This is a genomic window from Thermomonospora echinospora, assembly GCF_900108175.1.
Classification (GTDB): Bacteria; Actinomycetota; Actinomycetes; order Streptosporangiales; family Streptosporangiaceae; genus Thermomonospora; species Thermomonospora echinospora.
In genome coordinates, this window is sequence record NZ_FNVO01000017.1 from 14,353 (window position 1) to 32,217 (window position 17,865).

General features: G+C 71.9%; 17 protein-coding genes. 8 read left to right on the forward strand and 9 right to left on the reverse strand.

Annotated features, from left to right (window positions below; genetic code table 11):
- The first annotated feature begins 67 nt into the window (after window positions 1-67).
- Both C4U03_RS29110 and C4U03_RS29115 read left to right on the forward strand, forming a co-directional pair.
- Entirely contained in the window at window positions 68-766 is a 699-nt protein-coding gene (locus C4U03_RS29110; RefSeq protein WP_103942200.1) for a TetR/AcrR family transcriptional regulator, read from the forward strand.
- A gap of 169 nt (window positions 767-935) precedes the next feature.
- On the forward strand, window positions 936-1,670 hold the full coding sequence (locus C4U03_RS29115) for an SDR family oxidoreductase (protein ID WP_103942202.1): 735 nt from the start codon (window positions 936-938) through the stop codon (window positions 1,668-1,670).
- 68 nt (window positions 1,671-1,738) lie between these two features.
- Here the strand turns inward: C4U03_RS29115 and C4U03_RS29120 are convergent, their stop codons facing one another.
- A complete protein-coding gene (locus C4U03_RS29120) occupies window positions 1,739-2,884 on the reverse strand; it encodes an NDMA-dependent alcohol dehydrogenase (protein ID WP_103942204.1) in 1,146 nt (381 codons plus the stop codon).
- A gap of 689 nt (window positions 2,885-3,573) precedes the next feature.
- On the opposite strand from C4U03_RS29120, the gene C4U03_RS29125 reads away from it, so the two are divergent.
- Window positions 3,574-4,029, forward strand: a complete 456-nt coding sequence (locus C4U03_RS29125; RefSeq protein ID WP_146087566.1) for a DUF6189 family protein — start codon at window positions 3,574-3,576, stop codon at window positions 4,027-4,029.
- 286 nt (window positions 4,030-4,315) lie between these two features.
- Window positions 4,316-5,473 (forward strand): polysaccharide pyruvyl transferase family protein, encoded by a 1,158-nt coding sequence (locus tag C4U03_RS29130; RefSeq protein ID WP_235018231.1) that lies wholly within the window; start codon window positions 4,316-4,318, stop codon window positions 5,471-5,473.
- Window positions 5,474-5,597: 124 nt separating this feature from the next.
- Here the strand turns inward: C4U03_RS29130 and C4U03_RS29135 are convergent, their stop codons facing one another.
- On the reverse strand, window positions 5,598-6,476 hold the full coding sequence (locus C4U03_RS29135) for an alpha/beta fold hydrolase (RefSeq protein WP_103942209.1): 879 nt from the start codon (window positions 6,474-6,476) through the stop codon (window positions 5,598-5,600).
- A gap of 132 nt (window positions 6,477-6,608) precedes the next feature.
- Here C4U03_RS29135 and C4U03_RS29140 point away from each other — a divergent pair, with 132 nt between their 5' ends.
- Complete coding sequence (locus tag C4U03_RS29140) at window positions 6,609-8,582, forward strand: AfsR/SARP family transcriptional regulator (protein ID WP_103942211.1); 1,974 nt, start codon at window positions 6,609-6,611, stop codon at window positions 8,580-8,582.
- Between the two features lie 124 nt (window positions 8,583-8,706).
- On the opposite strand, the gene C4U03_RS29145 is transcribed toward C4U03_RS29140, so the two are convergent.
- The 6 genes from C4U03_RS29145 to C4U03_RS29170 form a co-directional block, all read right to left on the reverse strand.
- Entirely contained in the window at window positions 8,707-9,498 is a 792-nt protein-coding gene (locus C4U03_RS29145; RefSeq protein WP_103942213.1) for an ABC transporter permease, read from the reverse strand.
- A complete protein-coding gene (locus C4U03_RS29150) occupies window positions 9,495-10,451 on the reverse strand; it encodes an ATP-binding cassette domain-containing protein (RefSeq protein ID WP_103942215.1) in 957 nt (318 codons plus the stop codon). The genes C4U03_RS29145 and C4U03_RS29150 overlap by 4 nt, the downstream gene beginning before the upstream one ends.
- Window positions 10,452-10,490: 39 nt before the next feature.
- The gene (locus C4U03_RS29155; protein WP_103942217.1) at window positions 10,491-11,342 is read right to left on the reverse strand and encodes a DUF4097 family beta strand repeat-containing protein; all 852 of its coding nucleotides are present in this window, start codon (window positions 11,340-11,342) and stop codon (window positions 10,491-10,493) included.
- 75 nt (window positions 11,343-11,417) lie between these two features.
- The gene (locus tag C4U03_RS29160) at window positions 11,418-11,963 is read right to left on the reverse strand and encodes a hypothetical protein (protein ID WP_103942219.1); all 546 of its coding nucleotides are present in this window, start codon (window positions 11,961-11,963) and stop codon (window positions 11,418-11,420) included.
- A gap of 196 nt (window positions 11,964-12,159) precedes the next feature.
- Window positions 12,160-12,579, reverse strand: a complete 420-nt coding sequence (locus C4U03_RS29165) for an arsenate reductase ArsC (RefSeq protein WP_103942221.1) — start codon at window positions 12,577-12,579, stop codon at window positions 12,160-12,162.
- Window positions 12,576-12,968 carry an ArsR/SmtB family transcription factor gene (locus C4U03_RS29170; protein ID WP_103942223.1) on the reverse strand — a complete coding sequence of 131 codons (393 nt, stop codon included), beginning with the start codon at window positions 12,966-12,968 and terminating at the stop codon, window positions 12,576-12,578. Before C4U03_RS29170 ends, C4U03_RS29165 begins: the two co-directional genes overlap by 4 nt.
- 83 nt (window positions 12,969-13,051) lie before the next feature.
- Here C4U03_RS29170 and C4U03_RS29175 point away from each other — a divergent pair, with 83 nt between their 5' ends.
- Window positions 13,052-13,543, forward strand: a complete 492-nt coding sequence (locus C4U03_RS29175) for an ArsI/CadI family heavy metal resistance metalloenzyme (protein WP_103942225.1) — start codon at window positions 13,052-13,054, stop codon at window positions 13,541-13,543.
- A 197-nt stretch (window positions 13,544-13,740) separates the two neighbouring features.
- Window positions 13,741-14,898 carry an alpha-hydroxy-acid oxidizing protein gene (locus C4U03_RS29180; RefSeq protein ID WP_103942226.1) on the forward strand — a complete coding sequence of 386 codons (1,158 nt, stop codon included), beginning with the start codon at window positions 13,741-13,743 and terminating at the stop codon, window positions 14,896-14,898.
- Between the two features lie 84 nt (window positions 14,899-14,982).
- On the opposite strand, the gene C4U03_RS29185 is transcribed toward C4U03_RS29180, so the two are convergent.
- On the reverse strand, window positions 14,983-16,530 hold the full coding sequence (locus C4U03_RS29185; protein ID WP_103942228.1) for an AMP-binding protein: 1,548 nt from the start codon (window positions 16,528-16,530) through the stop codon (window positions 14,983-14,985).
- Window positions 16,531-16,670: 140 nt separating this feature from the next.
- Here C4U03_RS29185 and C4U03_RS29190 point away from each other — a divergent pair, with 140 nt between their 5' ends.
- Window positions 16,671-17,780, forward strand: coding sequence for a ferritin-like domain-containing protein (locus C4U03_RS29190; RefSeq protein WP_103942229.1), 1,110 nt, complete (start codon window positions 16,671-16,673; stop codon window positions 17,778-17,780).
- The last annotated feature ends 85 nt before the right edge of the window (window positions 17,781-17,865 follow it).

Genomic DNA, 17,865 nt, shown 5'->3' on the forward strand with positions numbered 1-17,865 from the left:
CCTCGGAGTGTCCCCAGGGGCGAAGCTAGCCGTACGACAAGCCGTACATCGTACGGAAGGAGGAGGGATGTCCCAGCCGCGACCGCCCGCCGTCTGGTTCACCGAGGAGCGGCCCCGCAAGCCCCGGCTGTCCCGCGAACGGATCGCGCGGGCCGCCGTCGAACTGCTGGACGCCGAAGGGGTGACGGGCTTTTCCATGCGCCGCCTGGCGGCCCGCCTGGGCGCGGGTGTCATGTCGGCCTACGAGTACGTCCGTAGCAAGGAGGAGGTGCTCGACCTGGCCATGGACCAGGTCTTCGCGGAGATCGAACTCGACGACTCCGGCACCGAGCCCTGGCGTGAAACCCTGACCCGGCAGCTGCACCAGAGCCGGCAGATGATGAAACGTCACCCCTGGGCGCCGTCCCTGATGGCGACCCGCCCGCTGTTGGGCCCCAACTTCCTCGCTCGCTCCGAGCTGTTCTATGCCGCACTGGCGCGGGCCGGCCTGCAAGGCCCCCAACTCCTGGCCGCCGTCGGCACCCTGACCTACTACGTCCAGGGGTACACCGCGGCTGAAAACGTCTGGAGCGGTTGGATGCGCGACTCCGCCGAGGAGGCCGAGCTGCGCCGCCAGGTCCAGGACTACCTCCGTGACCAGGCGGCGCTCTACCCCGCTCTGACCCGACACGCCCAGCTCAGCGACGACGACTTCGACGGGCAGTTCCAGCGGGGCCTGGACCTCGTCCTCGACGGAATCCAAGCCCAACTCCACCAACGACCATGAACGCGGCGCCGACGGAACGGATCCGGGAAAGGTTTCCACCTTGTCCGGTACTCCGGACATGTCTCCATCGGCCGTCGGGGTAAGGCTGGAGGCGACCGTGACGGGCCCTGAGGGAAAGACCCGCCGGCCGGGCCTTGCCTCAGGATGACCATGGATCGTGAGGGTGCCCATGCATGCCGACCTGCGGGGGAAGACGGCTTTGGTGACGGGCGCGGCACGTGGCCTGGGCGCGGCGGTGACCCGGCGGCTCGGCGCGGCCGGCGCCGCGGTGTGGGCCGCCGACATACGCGAGGACCGGCTGCGTGACTTATGCCGGGAACTGCGGGACGACGGCGTGCAGGCCCGGCCGCTCGTCCTCGACATCCGCGACGCCGGCCAGGTCGCCGAGGCGATCACGGGTGTGTACAACGGCGCCGGCTCCGTCGATGTGCTGGTCAACAACGCCGCCGTGGACGTGACCAAGCCGATCGAGCACCTGACCGCCCAGGAGGCCGGATGGGTGATCGGCACCAACCTCCTCGGCCCCGTCCATCTGTGCCTGGAGACGTACCGCCGCATGATCAAGCAGGGCGGCGGCCACATCGTCAACATCCTGTCCACGGCGGCCAACCGGACATGGACGGAGGCGGGCCCCTACGCGGCGAGCAAGACCGGCCTGCGCGCCTTCACCCACACCCTGTTTCAGGAGGCGCAGCGCGACTGCCCGGGCATCGGCGTCACCGGCATCATCGCCGGCGGCATGGAGACCCCGTTCATCACCGAGCGGTTCCCCGACGCCGACACCTCCCGGCTGCAGGATCCCGCGATCGTCGCCGACACGGTCCTGTACGTGCTGTCGGTCCCCGCCGGAAGCGTCATCCCCGAGCTCGTCGTCATTCCCCGCAACGAGAGCTCCTGGCCGTAGCCCGAGGACGAGCCGTGGCGGCCGGGGCGGGGCGTCGCCCGTCCCGGTCCGCCGGGCCGGTCCCTAGCTCAGTAGATGATCATGCCGCGGATGTTCTTGCCGTCGCGCATGTCCCGGTAGCCCTGGTTGACCTCGTCGAGGGTGTAGGTGTTGGTGACGAGCTCGTCGAGCTTGAGCCTGCCGTCCTGGTAGAGCCGCAGGAGGCGGGGGATGTCGCGGCGGGGGTTGGCGTTGCCGAAGATGCAGCCCACCAGTTCCTTGCGCATCATCGCCATCTCGAACAGGTTGAGCTTGACGTCCTCCTGGGTCATGGGTGCGACGGCGGTGACGACGCCGCGGCCGCCCTTGGCGATCAGCGACATCATCGGGGCGATGAGGTCGCCGGTGGCCACGCCGGTGGTGAGGATGGCCTTTTCGGCATTGGCACCCCAGGTCAGCTCGCCGACCTTGGCCTGCGCCTCCTCGATCGAGGCGGCGGTGTGGGTGGCGCCGAAGACACCGGCCCGCTCCCGCTTCCAGTCGACCGGGTCGACGGCGACGACGTGCCGGGCACCGGCCATGGCCGCGCCCTGCACGGCGTTCATGCCGATGCCGCCCAGGCCGATCACCACGACGGTCTCGCCCGGCTGGACGGCGGCGGCGTTCACGGCGGCGCCCCACCCGGTGGTGACGCCGCAGCCGACGAGGGCGGCCTTGTCCAGGGGGATCCAGTCGTCGATCTTCACACAGGACGCCTCGTTGACGACGGTGTACGGCGCGAACGTGCCCGTGCAGCAGATGGTCCCCAGGTCCTTGCCGCTCTTGGAGTGGTGCCGCGAGGTGAAGTCGCTGATCTGGCGCCCGGCCAGCAGGAAGGCGCCGAGGTCGCACAGGTGCTGCTGGCCCATGGCACACGACGGGCAGCGGCCGCAGGCCGGCACGAACGACAGGACGACGTGGTCGCCCTCCTGCAGCGTCGTGACGCCGGGGCCGACCTGGACGACCTCGCCCGCGCCCTCGTGCCCGCCGATGAGCGGGAACTGCTCCAGGTTCATCAGCTCCGCGATCTCCTTGGGGATGACCATGTCGCCGGTGACCAGGTGCTCGTCGGAGTGGCACAGGCCCGACGCGGTGAGCTTGATCTTGACCTCACCCGCCTTCGGGTCGTCCAGCTCGATGTCCTCGACGCTCCAGTCGGTGTGGGGCTCCCACAGGATTGCCGCTCGAGTCTGCACTGCTGTCTCCTCGTTCTCGGACCGAAGGGATGGTAGGAACGTTCGGCTCTCGTACTTCAGAACCTGGTGGGGGCGGCCCGGGCTCCGCCTCCTCGCCGTGGCGAGCGGGGTGGGCGGCTCGGCGGCCACCGGTGCGGACGAGCGCGGTCGGTCCGGGCATGTCAGGGTGTACGGGCGGCCGGCGTCACCCAGGCCACGCTCGTGCGGGCATCGCCCATGCCGTTCCTCCTGCCGGACAGGCTCGAACTCCTCTTGCGGGCATTAAACTAGAACCCAATTCGGATATCTACGGGTTGACGAACGTGAACCGGCAGGTCCGCCCGGCGGCGCGGCGCCGCGGGCCCCGATGCCATGTGTCTTCACTCAGGCCGGGCCGGTGCGGGGCGCTGCGAGCTCGCCGAGCACCGAGACGTAGGGGCACGGTTCCCCGGCGTGGAGCTTTGCTGATACCCCTGGCCGGCGTCCGGTGGATCTCGTCGCCTTCGGACCGGTGATGGGGTACGGCCGTCGCCGGGTGACGCCGACCTCGCGTGGGCATCGGTAACCCAACGGGCCCGGTTTCGCAGGCGGCCGGATCGGGCCCTTGCGGTCGATCCGCGCACGGATCGCCCGCGTCCTGCTCCGTGCGTCCTCGCCGGAGCCGGGCGTGGACGGCTCCGGCGCCGAGGGGCATCTCGGAGGGTACGAGGATGGCTGTGTGGAAGGACGCACGATGGCTGGCCCGCCTGGCCGGTGAGCAGCTGAAGGGTCGGCGGCGTTACGACATCGCCGGCACGCCGACGCAGGCCGAGAACCAGGAGCTGGCCGAGGTGATGCGGCGGCTGCCGGAACGCTACGCCGACCGGCTCACCCCGCGCACTCTGCAGGGGATCAGCGGCGCGGCCGCGGCCGGGCAGTGGGAGCAGGCCGTCGACCGGCTGCTGGCCGCCCTGCGCGCGCGTTCGGCGCCGGTCACCGCCGGTGAACGCGACGAACTGCACATGGTGCTGGCGGCGCTGCGGATGCCCGCCGACCGCGTCGACGCCCTCGTCCCTCCCACCGACGCGACGTCCCGGGACGGGCGGCGGAACGAGGATCTCGATCTCACCGCCTCCTGGCGCGCGGACGGCGCCGCCTGGAGGGTGTGGCGGGCACGTGGCCGGTGACCGCGCGCATGCCGACGGGCCGCATCGCCGGCACAAGGCCAGCAAGGCCGGCATGGTCGGCTTCGCCCGCGAGGGGGAGCGCCGGGTCGGCGCTGCCCGCCGCACGGCCGTGCGCCCGGGACACCACCCGCACCAAGCTCATCATCCCTGCCAGGTGCGAGGGCTTGGGGTGTGTTTCGCCAGGTAGGTGACGTTACGGTCCTGGTGGGGCGGGTAGGGCGAGGATCCGTGAAGTGGGACGGGGCCGAGTCGGCGGAGTCATCAGGTGTCGGATATATCGCGGCCGTTGCGCGTCGGGGTGGCCGGCTCTTACGGCGGCCTGAACCTGGGCGATGAGGCCATTCTGATGTGCGTGCTGGCCTGCCTGCGGCAGCTGCGCCCCTCGATCGAGTTCACCGTGTTCAGCCGTAACGCCGAGCACACCCGGCGCATGCACGGCCTCGCCCGGGTGGTCGGCTGGGAGGGGGCCGACCGCCGGCAGGTCCAGCCGTCCCTGCAAGATCTGGATCTGCTGGTGCTGGGCGGGGGAGGGCTGCTCCACGACGGCGCGGCCCGCGGCTTCCTCAGACTGGTGCGGCTGGCGCAGAAAAGCGGGATACCGACGTTCGGGTACGCGCTGGGCGCCGGCCCCCTCACCGAGGCGGAGGACCGGCGTCTGGTCCGCGAGGCGGTGCACGCCCTGAATGACCTGACCGTACGGGACCAGGAGTCCAAGCTGGTCTTGGAGGAGGTCGAGGTCGACCGGGAAATCGACGTGGCGGCCGACCCGGCGCTGCTGCTGACTCCGGAGCCGTTCACCCGCGAGATGCTCGAACGCGAGGGCATCCCCCGGGACGGCCACCTGGTCGCGATGTCGGTGCGCGAACCCGGCCGGGCGGCGCAGAACCTGGACGAGCACAGCTACCACGAACTGCTGGGCGAGGTCGCCGACTTCCTGGTGCACCGCCTGGACGCCAACGTGGTGTTCGTTCCGATGGAACGCGACGACATCTCGCACGCCCACGCGGTGCTGTCGCACATGGTCGCCGCCGACCGCGGCCATGTGCTCAAACGCTTCTACGAGCCCGGGCAGATCGCCGGGCTGATGCGCCATTTCGACCTGGCCGTCGGTATGCGGCTGCATTTCGTGATGCTGGCGGCCTGCGCGGGGGTGCCGGTCATGCCGCTGCCGTACGCCGGGAAGGTGTTCGACTTCGCGCGGATCGTGGGCGCGCCCACCCTGACGGGCGTGGCACGCCGGGAGGCAGGCCCGCTGATCGCCGAGATCGACCGGCTCTGGGACGAACGCGAGCACTGTGCCCGGCTGCTGCGGGACCGGATCGCGCAGCTCAAGCGGCAGGCGGCGGTGAGCTGCCGCAGATGTGGCGAGCTGATCGAGCAGATCGAGGAGTCCAGGGCCGCCCTGCCCGTCAGGGGCGTTCCCGGGACGTCCCTGCCCTCGTGAAGAGGTGATCCACGTCGACGGGGATATCGGCTTCCGCCGGCTGTCCGGCCCGGGCGGGGCCGGACGGCCGGCTTGGAGCCGGTCACCCCTGTCGTGGGCCATTGCTCCCGGCCGCTGCGGGCGTTCAGCGGGTGAGCAGGTCCCGCAGGGCCTTGGCGATGTCGGCGGGGGCCTCTTCGGCCATGAAGTGGCCGCAGGTGACGGTGGCGTGCCGCAGGTCGGACGCCCAGGCGCGCCACAGCGCGGCCGCATCGTAGCCGAGGGCGGCGCCCCAGTCTTGCTGGAGCACGGTGACCGGCATCCGTAGCCGGTTGCCGGCGTCCCGGTCGGCCCGGTCGTGGTCGACGTCGATGCCGGCGGAGGCGCGGTAGTCGGCGACGATCGAGGGCACCGCGGCTCGGCAGGCGTCCAGGTAGGCGGCGCGGACGTCGGCGGGGATCGCCTGCGGGTCGCCGGTCCAGCCGTCGAGGAAGTGACCGAAGAAGGCGTCCGCGCTGGCGGCGATCATCTGCTCCGGCAGGCCGGGCGGCTGGGCCATCAGGTACAGGTGGAAGCCGACGGCGGCGGTGACGCCGTGCATCACCTCCCACATGTCCAGGGTCGGCAGGACGTCCAGGCAAGCCAGATGGGTGATCGCCGCCGGGTGGTCGAGCCCGGCGCGGAAGGCGACCAGGGCGCCGCGGTCGTGCCCGGCCAGCGCGAAGCGCTCGTGCCCCAGGGCGCGGGCCAGGGTGACGACGTCGGCGGCCATGGTGCGCTTGGCGTAGACGGCCGGGCCGGTCTCGGCGGGTTTGTCGCTGGCGCCGTAGCCGCGCAGGTCGGGGCAGATCACGGTGTGATCAGCCGCGAGGTCGGCGGCGACGTGCCGCCACATCAGGTGGGTTTGCGGGAAGCCGTGCAGCAGCACGATCGCAGGGCCCGACCCGGCGACGGCGACGTTCAGGGACACGCCGTCGGCGACGGGAACGCGCCGGTAGTCGAAGCCGGTGATGGCAGGCGCCATGATTCCGCCTTTCCGTTTTCCGTGAATGAGGATCCGTGGACGAGGAGATGCTCTGAGCCTGCCGGGCGTGGATGAGCATCCGATGAGCGCCTATAGCGTGGCCAGGGCGACGCACGGAAAGGACGGTCAGGGGTGCGGGTCGTGTTCGGAGTGCTGGGGCCGGTGGTGGCCTGGGACGGCGCCGGGGACATGATCGCCCTGAAGGGTCCGCGGCACCGCGCGGTGCTGGCCCGGCTGATCGTCGCCCGCCGACGCGTCGTTCCAGTCGCCCGCCTGGTCGAGGACCTATGGCCGGACCCGCCCCCCGACGCGGTGGGCGCGGTGCGCACTTTCGTGGCCGCGCTGCGCCGCGCCCTGGAGCCGCAGCGCCCGCCCCGCGCTCCGGCTCGGCTGCTGGTCACCGAGGGGCCGGGGTACGCGCTGCGCGCCGAACGCGACGCGGTGGACGCCTGGCGTTTCGAGCGGGCGGTGGCCGCCGCCGCGACGCTGCCGCCTGCCGAGGCGCTGGCCCGGCTGGAGGAGGCGCTGGGGTGGTGGCGCGGACCCGCCTACGCCGAATTCGCCGACGAGGACTGGGCTCGCGCGGAGCGCTCCCGCCTGACGGAGCTGCGGCTGCACGCCGTCGAGCGCCGGGCCGAGGTCCGGCTGGCTGTGGGCCTGGCGGCCGAGGCGGTGCCGGATCTGGACGCCCATGTGGCCGAGCATCCCTGGCGCGAGGACGCCTGGCGTCTGCTGGCCCTGGCGCTGTACCGCACCGGCCGCCAGGGTGACGCACTGGCGGTCCTGCGCCGGGCGCGTACGCTCCTGGCCGAGCAGCTGGGAGTGGATCCGGGGCCGCGGCTGCGCCGCCTGCAGGCCGACATCCTCGACCATGCCCGCCATCTCGATCCGGCCTGCGGACCGGCGGGCGCGGACCGGGTGTGGGCGCAGGCGGCCGCCGCCTACGACCGCACCGTGGCCTCCGGCGCCCGGGCGCGGCTGGAGTCGACGGTGGGCCTGCTGCGCAATCTCGCGGTGACCGGAGGCGGCGGGCTGGAGGCGGCCCGCCGGCACCGGGTGGCGGCCGTCACGGCGGCCGAGGAGCTGGGCGATGCGGAGCTGACCGCCCGGGTGATCGGCGCCTACGACGTCCCGGCGATCTGGACCCGGGTCGATGACCGGCGGCAGGCCGCGCAGGTGCTCGCAGCCGCCGAACGCACCCTGGCCGCGCTGCCGCCTGGCGGGCACGAGGCGGCACGGGCGCGGCTGCTGGCCACGATCGCCCTGGAGTCGCGCGGCACCCGTTCGGCGCGCGGGCCGCAGGCCGCCCGGCAGGCCGAGCGGCTCGCCCGCGGCCTGGACGATCCCGCGCTGCTGGCGTTCGCCCTCAACGGGGTGTTCATGCAGACCTTCCAGCGGGCGGGTCTGGCCCCGTGCCGGGACGAGATCGGCGCCGAGTTGGTCGCCCTGTCCACCCGGCACGGCCTGATCACTTATGAGGTGCTTGGGCACCTGGTCCGTCTCCAGGCGCGCAGCGCGCTGGCGGACTTTCCGGGGGCCGACCGGCACGCGGCGGCCGCCGACCGCCTGGCCGAGCGCAACGAGCTGCCGCTGGTAGAGGTGTTCACCCGGTGGTACCGGGCGCTACGGCTGGCGGCGGCCGGGCAGGCGGCGGTGGCCGAGGTGGAGGCGGCCTACCGGGACGCCGCCGCGCGGTTGGAGGGCGCCGGCATGCCCGGCCTGGAGCACGGCCTGCTGCCGCTCGCACTGCTGTGCCTGCGCGTGCAGCGGGCGCAGCCCGTCCAAGTCGACGGGGGCACCGACTGGGGTCCCTTCGAGCCCTGGGCCCGTCCCGTGGTACTGCTGGCCCGGGGCCGTCGCGGCGAGGCGGCGGCGGCGCTGCGGGAGGTCCCCGATCCGCCCCGCGACCTGCTGTTGGAGGCCCTGTGGTGCCTCACCGCCCAAGCGGCCATCGCCCTTGGCGACCGGGAGACGATGGAGCGCGCCCGCACTGAGCTCACCCCTGCGGCGGCGGAGCTGGCCGGGGCGGGCAGCGGCCTGCTCACCGTGGGCCCGGTCTCCAGGCATCTGGACGACCTCGACACCGCCCTCCAGCGTTCGCGATGAGAGAGTCCAGGCGGCCGTGTCCGGGGACGCCGGGAGGCGGACGCCGTGGTGCCATAGGCCGACGTCCGCCAAGGGCTTTCCGTCCGGGTCGCCGCCGGGAGTCGAGGGCGGCCCGGCCGGCGGCTTAGCGTACGAGGTCGCGGTCGAACAGCCGCTTGGCCCACAGGTAACCGGCCAGCGCGATGCCCATGCACCAGGCGATCGCGACGACGGCGCTGTCACCGATCGGGGTGCCGAGCAGCAGTCCCCGCAGCGTCTCGATGACAGGGGTGAAGGGCTGGTACTCGGCGAACCAGCGCAGTGCCTCCGGCATCGACGCGGTGGGGACGAACCCGCTGCCCAGGAACGGCAGCAACAGCAGCGGCATGGGGGTGTTGCTGGCGGTCTCGACGCTCTTGGCCACCAGGCCGAGCGCGACCGACAGCCAGGTGATCGCAAGGACGAACAGGGCGAGCAGGCCGATGGCCGCCAGCCACTCGACGGGTCCGGCGGTGGGCCGGAACCCGAGGGACACGGCGACGCCGACGACGACCGCCATGCTGAGCAGCGTCTGGATCATGCCGCCGGCGACGTGTCCGGTCAGCACCGAGGCCCGGGAGATCGCCATGGTGCGGAACCGGGCGACGATTCCCTCGGTCATGTCCATGGCCACCGACACCGCCGTTGCGGTGGCGGCGCCGGCCACGGTCATCAGGATGATCCCGGGGGTGACGTAGTCGAGGTACTCGGCGCGGCCGCCCGCGGCGCCGCCGAGCCCGGCGCCCAGGGTGCCGCCGAAGACGTAGACGAACAGCAGCAGGAAGACCACCGGCATACCGGCGATCATGAAGGTCATGGACGGGTAGCGCAGCATGTGCCGCAGGTTGCGGCGCAGCATCGTCGCCGAGTCGCGCGCGGCCAGGGTGAGGGCGGTCATCGGACGCTCTCCTTGTCGTCGGGGCGGCCGGTGAGGGCGAGGAAGACGTCGTCGAGGTCGGGGGTGTGGACCGACAGCTCGTCGATCTCGATCGACCGGTCGTCCAGCCGGGTGAGCAGGCCGCGCAGCGACCGGACGCTGCCGTCGCTGGGGACCTGCAGGGTGAGGGCGTCCTCGTCGAGGTAGCCCTCGCCGAGGGCGCGTAGGGCCGATTCGAGTCCGCCTGCGTCGGCGAACCGCAGCCGGATGTGACCGCCGGGGACGAGGCGTTTGAGCTCGTCGGCGGTGCCCTCGGCGATCAGCCTGCCGTGGTCCAGCAGCGCGATCCGGTCGGCGAGCTCGTCGGCCTCCTCTAGGTACTGCGTGGTGAGGAAGACGGTGACCCCGCCGGCGACGAGGTCGCGCACGATCCGCCACACGGTGCGGCGGCTGCGCGGGTCGAGCCCGGTGGTGGGCTCGTCGAGGAAGATGATGCGCGGGTCGCCGACCAGGGTCATCGCCAGGTCGAGCCGGCGCCGCATGCCGCCGGAGTAGGTGGCGGCCGGTTTGCTGGCCGCCTCGGTCAGGTCGAACCGTTCGAGCAGTTCGGCGGTGCGCCGCCGGCCCTGGGCCCGGCCGAGGTGGTGCAGGTCCGCCATCAGGATCAGGTTCTCCTCGCCGGTGAGGAACCTGTCCACCGCCGAGTACTGGCCGGTGACGCCGATCGCCGCCCGCACCGCGTCGGGGTCGCGGGCCGGGTCGTGGCCGGCGACCCGCACTCGCCCGCCGTCGGCGCGGATCAGCGTGGACAGGATCTGCACCATGGTGGTCTTGCCGGCGCCGTTGGGACCGAGCAGCGAGAAGACCGTTCCCTCGGCGACCCGCAGGTCGACGCCGTCGAGCACGACCTTGTCGCCGTAGGACTTGCGCAGCCCGGTCACCGAGATCGCCGGCCCGGACGGGGGGTTGGGCATGTCGTCTCCTCATGTCCTCATGCCGTAAGGCGGAATCACTCACAGGGGCCGGGAGCGGTGGATCACGATGTCGCCGTAGCCGGTGCGGGCGTGCACCTTGACGGTCTCCTCGGCCTGTTCGGGGCCGTCGGCGGCGTCCAGGCCGCTGCGCACGCCGCCGTGGCGGGAGCCGACGTCCAGCCAGGCGGCCGTGCCCTCCCTGACCCCCAGCTCCACCTGTCCGAAGTTGGTCTCCAGCACGACCGAGCCGCGCACCACCTCGCCGATCCGGACGCTGCCGTAGGCGGTCTTGGCGACGACGGTGGCCAGCGCGCGGTCGACGGTGATGTCGCCGTTGGCCGTGTTCAGCCGTACGTCGCCGGTCACCTCGCCGATGGTGATGTCGCCGTTGGAGGTCTTGGCCACCGCGATGCCGTCGACCTCGCCGATCCGGATCTTGCCGGAGGTGGTGGTCACGTTCAGGTGCCCGGCCGAGCGGCCGACCCAGACGTCGCCGGCGCCGGCGCGCAGCTTCAGCCTGCCAGTCTGGTCGAGGCGGACGGAGCCGGCGGCGGTGTGGAAGGTCGATTCGCCGAGGCGGCCCTCGCCGCGGACGTCCGCCGCGGCCCTGGCATCGACGCGCGAGTCGCTGGGCAGCTCGATCGTCACGTCGATCGAGGGGGCGCGGCCCAGCAGGGAGCGGAACTTGTGCTTGGGCGCCCGCACCGACAGTCGGCCGTCGGCGTACTCGACCAGGGTCTGCTCGGCGGCCTGGACGTCGGCGTCCTCGGAGGCGTCGCTGGGACGCACCTCGACGACGGTGTCGGCGCGGTCGCCGGCGCGGATCCAGACGCGACCGGCCAAGATGTCGATGATGGCGGTGATCGGTTCGGGGGTGTCGAACGTTGGCATGGCGATGCCCTCCTGACGGCTCCGGCGGCCATCCCGGCCCGGAGCAGGTGGCGAACGGGGCTGCGGCGGGCTCGGTCAGCGCACCCAGCCGGTGTAGCGCCGTCCGAACTGCCGCCCCTCGCCCTGGGCGGGACGGCGGTCCCGGTCGTCGGGTTCGAGGGCGGCGGACACGGCGCGGACGAGCCAGGCGTTGACCGACAGCCCCATCCGGGCGGCGGCCTCGTCGATGCGCGGCTTGAGCTGCTCGGGCAGGCGCAGCGTGACCCGCGCGGTGCCCCCGCCCTCGTCGGCCTCCGGCAGGGGAGCGGGAGGCGGGGCGCCCGGCCCGCCCTTGGCCGCTCCCGGGCCGCCGCCGGACGCCTCCTCGGCTGGCTCGGCCGGCGGCGGTGTCACGACGAAGTCGGGGTCGCGGCCGCGCAGACGCACCTCGACCGAGCCCGGCGCGAGGTCGCTGGTGATCTCGTCGGCGGCGGCCGACAGCGCCTCCAGTAGGGCGAGCCGGACGGCCGACTCCAGCGGTCCGGTGAGCCGCTCGGCGAGCGCGCGGGCGTCCTCGCCGCCGGCCTCGGCGGCGACCGCCAGCTCACGGCGAAGGTGGTCGACGTACGGCGTGAGATCCATGACATCACTATGACGTCATCATGGCGTCATAGTCAATGCCAAATGAGGCAACCTGACGTCACGCGCGCTGCTTCCCGAGTCCCGAACCTGGCGATCGAGGGAGAGCGGCCGGCGGATGCGTGTTCGTCGAGGCGGAAGGCCGGCCGGGTGCCGGTGTCGAGGTTCGGCTTGGGTGTGGTGCGGCCCGTGCCGGGTGTCAGGACGGGGCGCCGAGGAGTTCGACGAGCAGGGCGCGGACGCGGGCGTCGATCTGGTCGCGGATGGGGCGGACCCGCTCGACCGGCAGGCCGGCGGGGTCGGGCAGCCGCCAGTCCTCGTAGCGTTTGCCGGGGAAGACCTGGCACACGTCGCCGCAGCCCATGGTGATGACCACATCGGCGGCCTCGACGGCTGCGCCGGTCAGCGGCTTGGGGAACTCCCGGGTCAGGTCCAGCCCGAGTTCGTCCATGACGGCCACGACGGCGGGGTTGATCGAGTCGGCGGGGGCCGACCCGGCGGAGCGAACGCGGACGCGCCCGGCGGCGTGATGGTCCAGCAGGGCGGCGGCCATCTGGGAGCGTCCGGCGTTGTGGACGCACACGAACAGCACCTCGGGGATGCCGCCGGTGCCGGTCATGCCGAGGCCGGCACGGCGGTGCGGGGGCCGAGGATCGCCGACAGCCGTTCCAGCATGCCCGGGTTGAGCCGGTAGTAGACCCAGGTGCCGCGCCGCTGGGAGTCGATCAACCCGGCTCGCTTGAGCACCTTCAGGTGGTGGGAGATGGTCGGGGCGGTCAGCTCGAACGCCGCCGTCAGGTCGCACACGCACGCCTCGCCGCCCTCATGGCAGGCGATCAGCGACAGCAGCCGCAGCCGGACCGGATCGGCGATCGCCTTGAACAGCGACGCCAGCTCGGCGGCCTCGGACTCGGTCAGCGGCGCGCACACCAGCGGCGCGCAGCACGCCTGCTCTCCCTCGGCGGAGACCGGAGCGGAGGGCAGGACCGGCGACTCTTGCTTCGACATGCCTCTAATTTGACATCTATCTATACAGAGGCGCAAACTCGGGCCACACTCTGATTCGACAGCTATCTAATCAGGAGGTCGCGATGTCCCGCGTCCAGCTCGCCCTGCGCGTGTCCGACCTGGAAGGCTCGATCGCCTTCTACACTCGGCTGTTCGGCACCGAGCCGGCCAAGGTCCGCCCCGGCTACGCCAACTTCGCCATCACCGAGCCTGCGCTCAAGCTCGTCCTCATCGAGGGCGAGGGTGACGAGCCCACCCGCCTGGACCACCTCGGCGTCGAGGTCGACGACACCGCCCAGGTCACCGCCGCCACCCAGCGGCTCAAGGACGCCGGACTGGCCACCTTCACCGAGAACGACACCTCCTGCTGCTACGCCCTGCAGGACAAGGTCTGGGTCCACGGCCCCGGCGCCGAACCCTGGGAGGTCTACACGGTCAAGGGCGACGCCGACCTCCTCAACAAGGCCGAAGACTCTCCCTGCCGCTGCGGCGTCCCCGCCGAGAGCGCCGACCAGATGCCCGGCGGCGGAACGGGCGAGGAGACGAAGACCACGGCCGGATCGGCCTGTTGCTGACGCCCACCGCCGCCGGGGCGCCTCATCCCACCGGCGTGGCCCACACCGCCGGCAACATCCGACAAGCGCACATGACCTCGCACCTTCAGCCCCAGTGATGTGCTCGGTCGCGTCGGGGCCGCGGGCCGCCGGTCGCGTGGCCCACGGCCTGCCGTGCGATCAGGTTGACGCGCCCTTCGCGGGGTAGCGCGCAAGCCATGGCAACATTTGCCGAATACCAGAACGAGCTGTATGCCCAGGGACTGACCGGACATCAGCCGCAGTACCCCGTCAGGTTCGCGGACCTGGAGGAGAAGGCATCGGCCGCGATGACGCCGAAGGTGTGGGAGTACGTGGCCGGTGGCGCCGGCGACGAGCACACCCAGCGGGCCAACTGCGAGGTGTTCAAGCGCTGGGGCTTGTATCCGCGCATGCTGGTCGCCCCTACCGAACGTGACATGTCGATCGAGTTGTTCGGGGTGAAGCTGCCCTCGCCGGTGTTCATGGCGCCGATCGGGGTGATCGGGGTGTGCGCCCAGGACGGTCACGGCGATCTCGCCTGTGCGCGGGCCTCCGTTCGCACAGGTGTCCCGTTCTTCGAGGGGACGCTGTCGGCGGATCCGCTGGAGGACGTGGCCGCGGTGCTCGGCGACACGCCCGGCTACTTCCAGCTCTACACACCACCGGATCGAGACATGGCCGCGAGCCTGGTGCACCGCGCGGAGGCAGCGGGTTTCCAGGGCATCGCCGTCACCCTCGACACCTGGGTCACCGGCTGGCGGCCTCGGGACCTGCGCGGCTCGAACTACCCCCAGGTGCCCAGCGGCTGCCTGAGCAACTACACCAGCGACCCGGTGTTCCGCAGGAAACTGCAGCCCGGCGAGGACGCCACCGAGGTGGCGGTGCGCACGTTGCCGATCTTCGGTGGACCGTTCAGGTGGGACGACCTGGACTGGCTTCGGCCGCAGACCGAGCTGCCGCTGATGCTCAAGGGCATCTGCCACCCCGACGACGTCCGCCGCGCCAAGGACCACGGCGCGGACGCCATCTACTGCTCCAACCACGGCGGGCGGCAGGCCAACGGAGGACTGACCGCCCTGGAGTGCCTGCCCGACGTGCTCGACGCCGCCGACGGGCTGCCGGTCCTGTTCGACTCGGGGGTGCGCAGCGGCGCCGACATCATCAAGGCGCTGGCGCTGGGCGCCACCGCGGTGGGGATCGGCCGCCCGTACGCCTACGCGCTGGCGGTCGGCGGCGTCGACGGCGTTGTCCACGTGCTGCGCTCGCTGCTGGCCGAAGCGGACCTGATCATGGCGGTCGACGGCTATCCCACCCGCAAGGACCTCACGCCCGAGGCGCTGCGCTTTGTGGGTTGACCGGGTGGGACGACCGGCCCCATGCCCGGCGTCCACGACCCCGGCCGGCGGGCCGGCCATGGCGTCCGGTCGTACGGCCTCAGGTCAGATGGCCCGCTCGTGATCCTTCCAGTAGGGGTCGCGCAGAAGCCGCTTGTAGAGCTTGCCGGTGGGGGTGCGCGGCAGTTCGTCCAGGAAGTCGATCGAGCGGGGTGCCTTGTAGCCGGCCAGCGATGCGCGGCAGTGCGCGATCAGCTCCTCGGCCAGCCGGGGGGAGGGGGTGCTGCCGCTGGTCAGTTCCACGGCCGCCTTGACCGACTCGCCGTACTCCTCGTCCGGCACGCCGAACACCGCCACGTCGGCGACCGCCGGGTGGGTGATCAGCACGCCCTCGATCTCGGCCGGGTAGATGTTGACCCCGCCGCTGATGATCATGTCGATGGCGCGGTCGGCCAGGAACAGGTAGCCGTCGGAGTCGAAGTAGCCGATGTCGCCGGTGGTGAACAGGCCGTCCGGGCGGTGCACGGAGGCGGTCTTGGCCTCGTCGCCCCAGTACTCGACGTCGTCGCCGCTGGTGTAGCGGAACCACAGCCGCCCGTGCTCGCCGGGGGCGGCCGGGGTGCCGTCCTCGCGCAGCACGTGCACCTGTGTGGTCGGCAGCGGGCGGCCGACGCTGCCGGGCCGCTGCAGCCACTCCCGCGCGGTGATGATCGTGTTCACCGACGCCTCGGTGGAGCCGTAGTACTCGTGGACCACCGGGCCGAACCAGTCGATCATCCGCCGTTTGACCTCGGGTGGGCAGGGGGCGGCGCCATGCCAGACCGCGGCCAGGCTGGAGCCGTCGAAGGCGGCGCGCACCCGCTCGGGCAGACGCAGCAGCCGGACGAACTGGGTGGGTACCAAGTGCACGTTGGTGATGGCGTGCTCGTCGATGAGCCGCAGGGTCTCGGCCGCGTCGAACGAGCGGCGCATCACCACCGAGCGGCCGGCGTTCAGCAGCGCGTGGGAGAACAGCCACTGCGCCGAGTGGTAGACCGGGCCGACCAGCAGCGACCGCCCGGCCGGCGGGATGAGCAGTACCTGCGCGAACAGATCCCCGACCATCCTGGCGATCTCCAGGGGCGCGCCCGCGGTCATCAGCTTGCGGGTGACGCCCTTGGGCCGGCCGGTGGTGCCGGAGGTGTAGATCATGGGGACGCCCATGCACTGGTCGCCGGGCTCTGCGTCGGGCCCGCCGGCCAGGAACTCCTCGTAGGGGGTGAAGCCGGGGATGTCACCGCCGACGGCGAAGGCCCGTACCGGTGCGCGCCCGGCGGCCTCGGCGGCGACCGCGGCGAAGTCGGCCTCGGAGAACAGGGCGGACACGCCCGCGTCCGCCAGCACGTAGGCCAGTTCTTCGGCCGTCCAGTGCCAGTTGACCAGGACGTACCGCAGCCCGATGTGCCCGGCGGCGGCCATCAGCTCGAAGTACTCGCGGCGGTTGCCGGAGTGGATGGCGATGGCGTCGCCCGTGGTCAGGCCGAGCCCGCGCAGCGCGCCGGCCAGCCGGTCCACACGGGCGTTCAGCTCACTCCAGGTGGTGACGCCGCGCTCGTCGGTCAGGGCGGCCTGGTCGGGGCGGGCCTCGGCGTGCCCGCGCAGCAGTTCGGCCATCGCGGCCCTCCCGTGGTCTGGGGCGCGAGCCCCGGCCGGCCGGGCCGGCCGTTGACAGGTTCGTCGAAACCGTGTCACGGTACGCGTACGCCACGCAAGACGTACGGTGTACGTTTCAAGGAGCTGCGAGGGAGCGGCCGGTGTCCACTCACGAGCTGTACACGGCCCCCGTGGGCGAGCAGACCTGGGACGTCCCCATGACCGGTGACGCCCGCTTCGCCTGGGAGTACGACGACGGCCGGGACCGGTTGCTGGCCCTGTACCAAAAGGGCAAGGACAAGCAGTGGGACTCGGTCAAGCGCATCGACTGGGACCTGGAGGTCGACCCGCACGACGTGTTCGGGGTGCCCGACCAGTCGCTGGCCATCTACGGCACCCGCTACTGGGACATGATGAGCGAGCGCGAGCGCGCCGAGCTGCGCCGCCACCAGGCGTCCTGGCAGTTCTCCCAGTTCATGCACGGCGAGCAGGGCGCGATGATCACCGGCGCCCGGATCGTGGAGACCGTCCCGGACCTGGACGCCAAGTTCTACTCGGCCACCCAGACCATGGACGAGGCCCGGCATGTGGAGATCTTCTCCCGCTTCCTGCAGGAGAAGGTCGGCCTGGTCTACCCGATCAACCCCAACCTGCAGAACCTGCTGAACGAGACGCTGGGTGACTCCCGCTGGGACATGCCCTACCTGGGCATGCAGGTCCTCATCGAGGGGCTCGCGCTGGCGGCGTTCGGCGTGATCCGCGACATCACCACCAAGCCGCTGCCCAAGCAGATCCTGTCCTACGTCATGCAGGACGAGGCCCGGCACGTGGCCTTCGGCCGGATGGCGCTGCGCGACCACTACAAGCAGCTGTCGGCGGCCGAGCTGCGCGAGCGCGAGGAGTTTGTGATCGAGGGCTGCTACCTGATGCGCGACCGGATCCGGGGCCGGGAGGTGTGGACCAACTTCGGCATCGACCCGCGCGAGGTCGACCAGTTGGTCAACGAGTCCTCCTACGTGCGGATGTTCCAGAGCCTGCTGTTCAGCCGGATCGTGCCGTGCGTGAAGGACATCGGCCTGTGGAGCGAGCGCATCCAGCGTGCCTACGACGACATGGGCGTGCTGGAGATGTCCAAGTCCGACCTGGAGGCGCTGATGCGCAACGACGAGGACCTGGCCGACCGGCTGGACGCCGAGCGCTTCGCCACCGAGGAAGCCGAACGCAAGGCCGAGGTGCACGCCGTCATCGACGAGGCCCGCACGCAGCCGTGACACCCGGATCCGGCGATGGCACCCGAGGACGCCCGCCGGGGTGATGAGGCCAGGCCCGCACGGCGCCGGCGGACGGGCGCCGCGA

Bases quoted from the DNA above. Each gene is read 5' to 3' on its own strand.
- C4U03_RS29135 (WP_103942209.1), bottom strand. From the start codon at position 6,476: ATGGCGCCTGCCATCACCGGCTTCGACTACCGGCGCGTTCCCGTCGCC.
- C4U03_RS29185 (WP_103942228.1), bottom strand. From the start codon at position 16,530: ATGGCCGAACTGCTGCGCGGGCACGCCGAGGCCCGCCCCGACCAGGCC.
- C4U03_RS29175 (WP_103942225.1), top strand. From the start codon at position 13,052: ATGTCCCGCGTCCAGCTCGCCCTGCGCGTGTCCGACCTGGAAGGCTCG.
- C4U03_RS29170 (WP_103942223.1), bottom strand. From the start codon at position 12,968: ATGTCGAAGCAAGAGTCGCCGGTCCTGCCCTCCGCTCCGGTCTCCGCC.
- C4U03_RS29155 (WP_103942217.1), bottom strand. From the start codon at position 11,342: ATGCCAACGTTCGACACCCCCGAACCGATCACCGCCATCATCGACATC.
- C4U03_RS29165 (WP_103942221.1), bottom strand. From the start codon at position 12,579: ATGACCGGCACCGGCGGCATCCCCGAGGTGCTGTTCGTGTGCGTCCAC.
- C4U03_RS29160 (WP_103942219.1), bottom strand. From the start codon at position 11,963: ATGGATCTCACGCCGTACGTCGACCACCTTCGCCGTGAGCTGGCGGTC.
- C4U03_RS29180 (WP_103942226.1), top strand. From the start codon at position 13,741: ATGGCAACATTTGCCGAATACCAGAACGAGCTGTATGCCCAGGGACTG.
- C4U03_RS29150 (WP_103942215.1), bottom strand. From the start codon at position 10,451: ATGCCCAACCCCCCGTCCGGGCCGGCGATCTCGGTGACCGGGCTGCGC.
- C4U03_RS29125 (WP_146087566.1), top strand. From the start codon at position 3,574: ATGGCTGTGTGGAAGGACGCACGATGGCTGGCCCGCCTGGCCGGTGAG.
- C4U03_RS29145 (WP_103942213.1), bottom strand. From the start codon at position 9,498: ATGACCGCCCTCACCCTGGCCGCGCGCGACTCGGCGACGATGCTGCGC.
- C4U03_RS29115 (WP_103942202.1), top strand. From the start codon at position 936: ATGCATGCCGACCTGCGGGGGAAGACGGCTTTGGTGACGGGCGCGGCA.
- C4U03_RS29110 (WP_103942200.1), top strand. From the start codon at position 68: ATGTCCCAGCCGCGACCGCCCGCCGTCTGGTTCACCGAGGAGCGGCCC.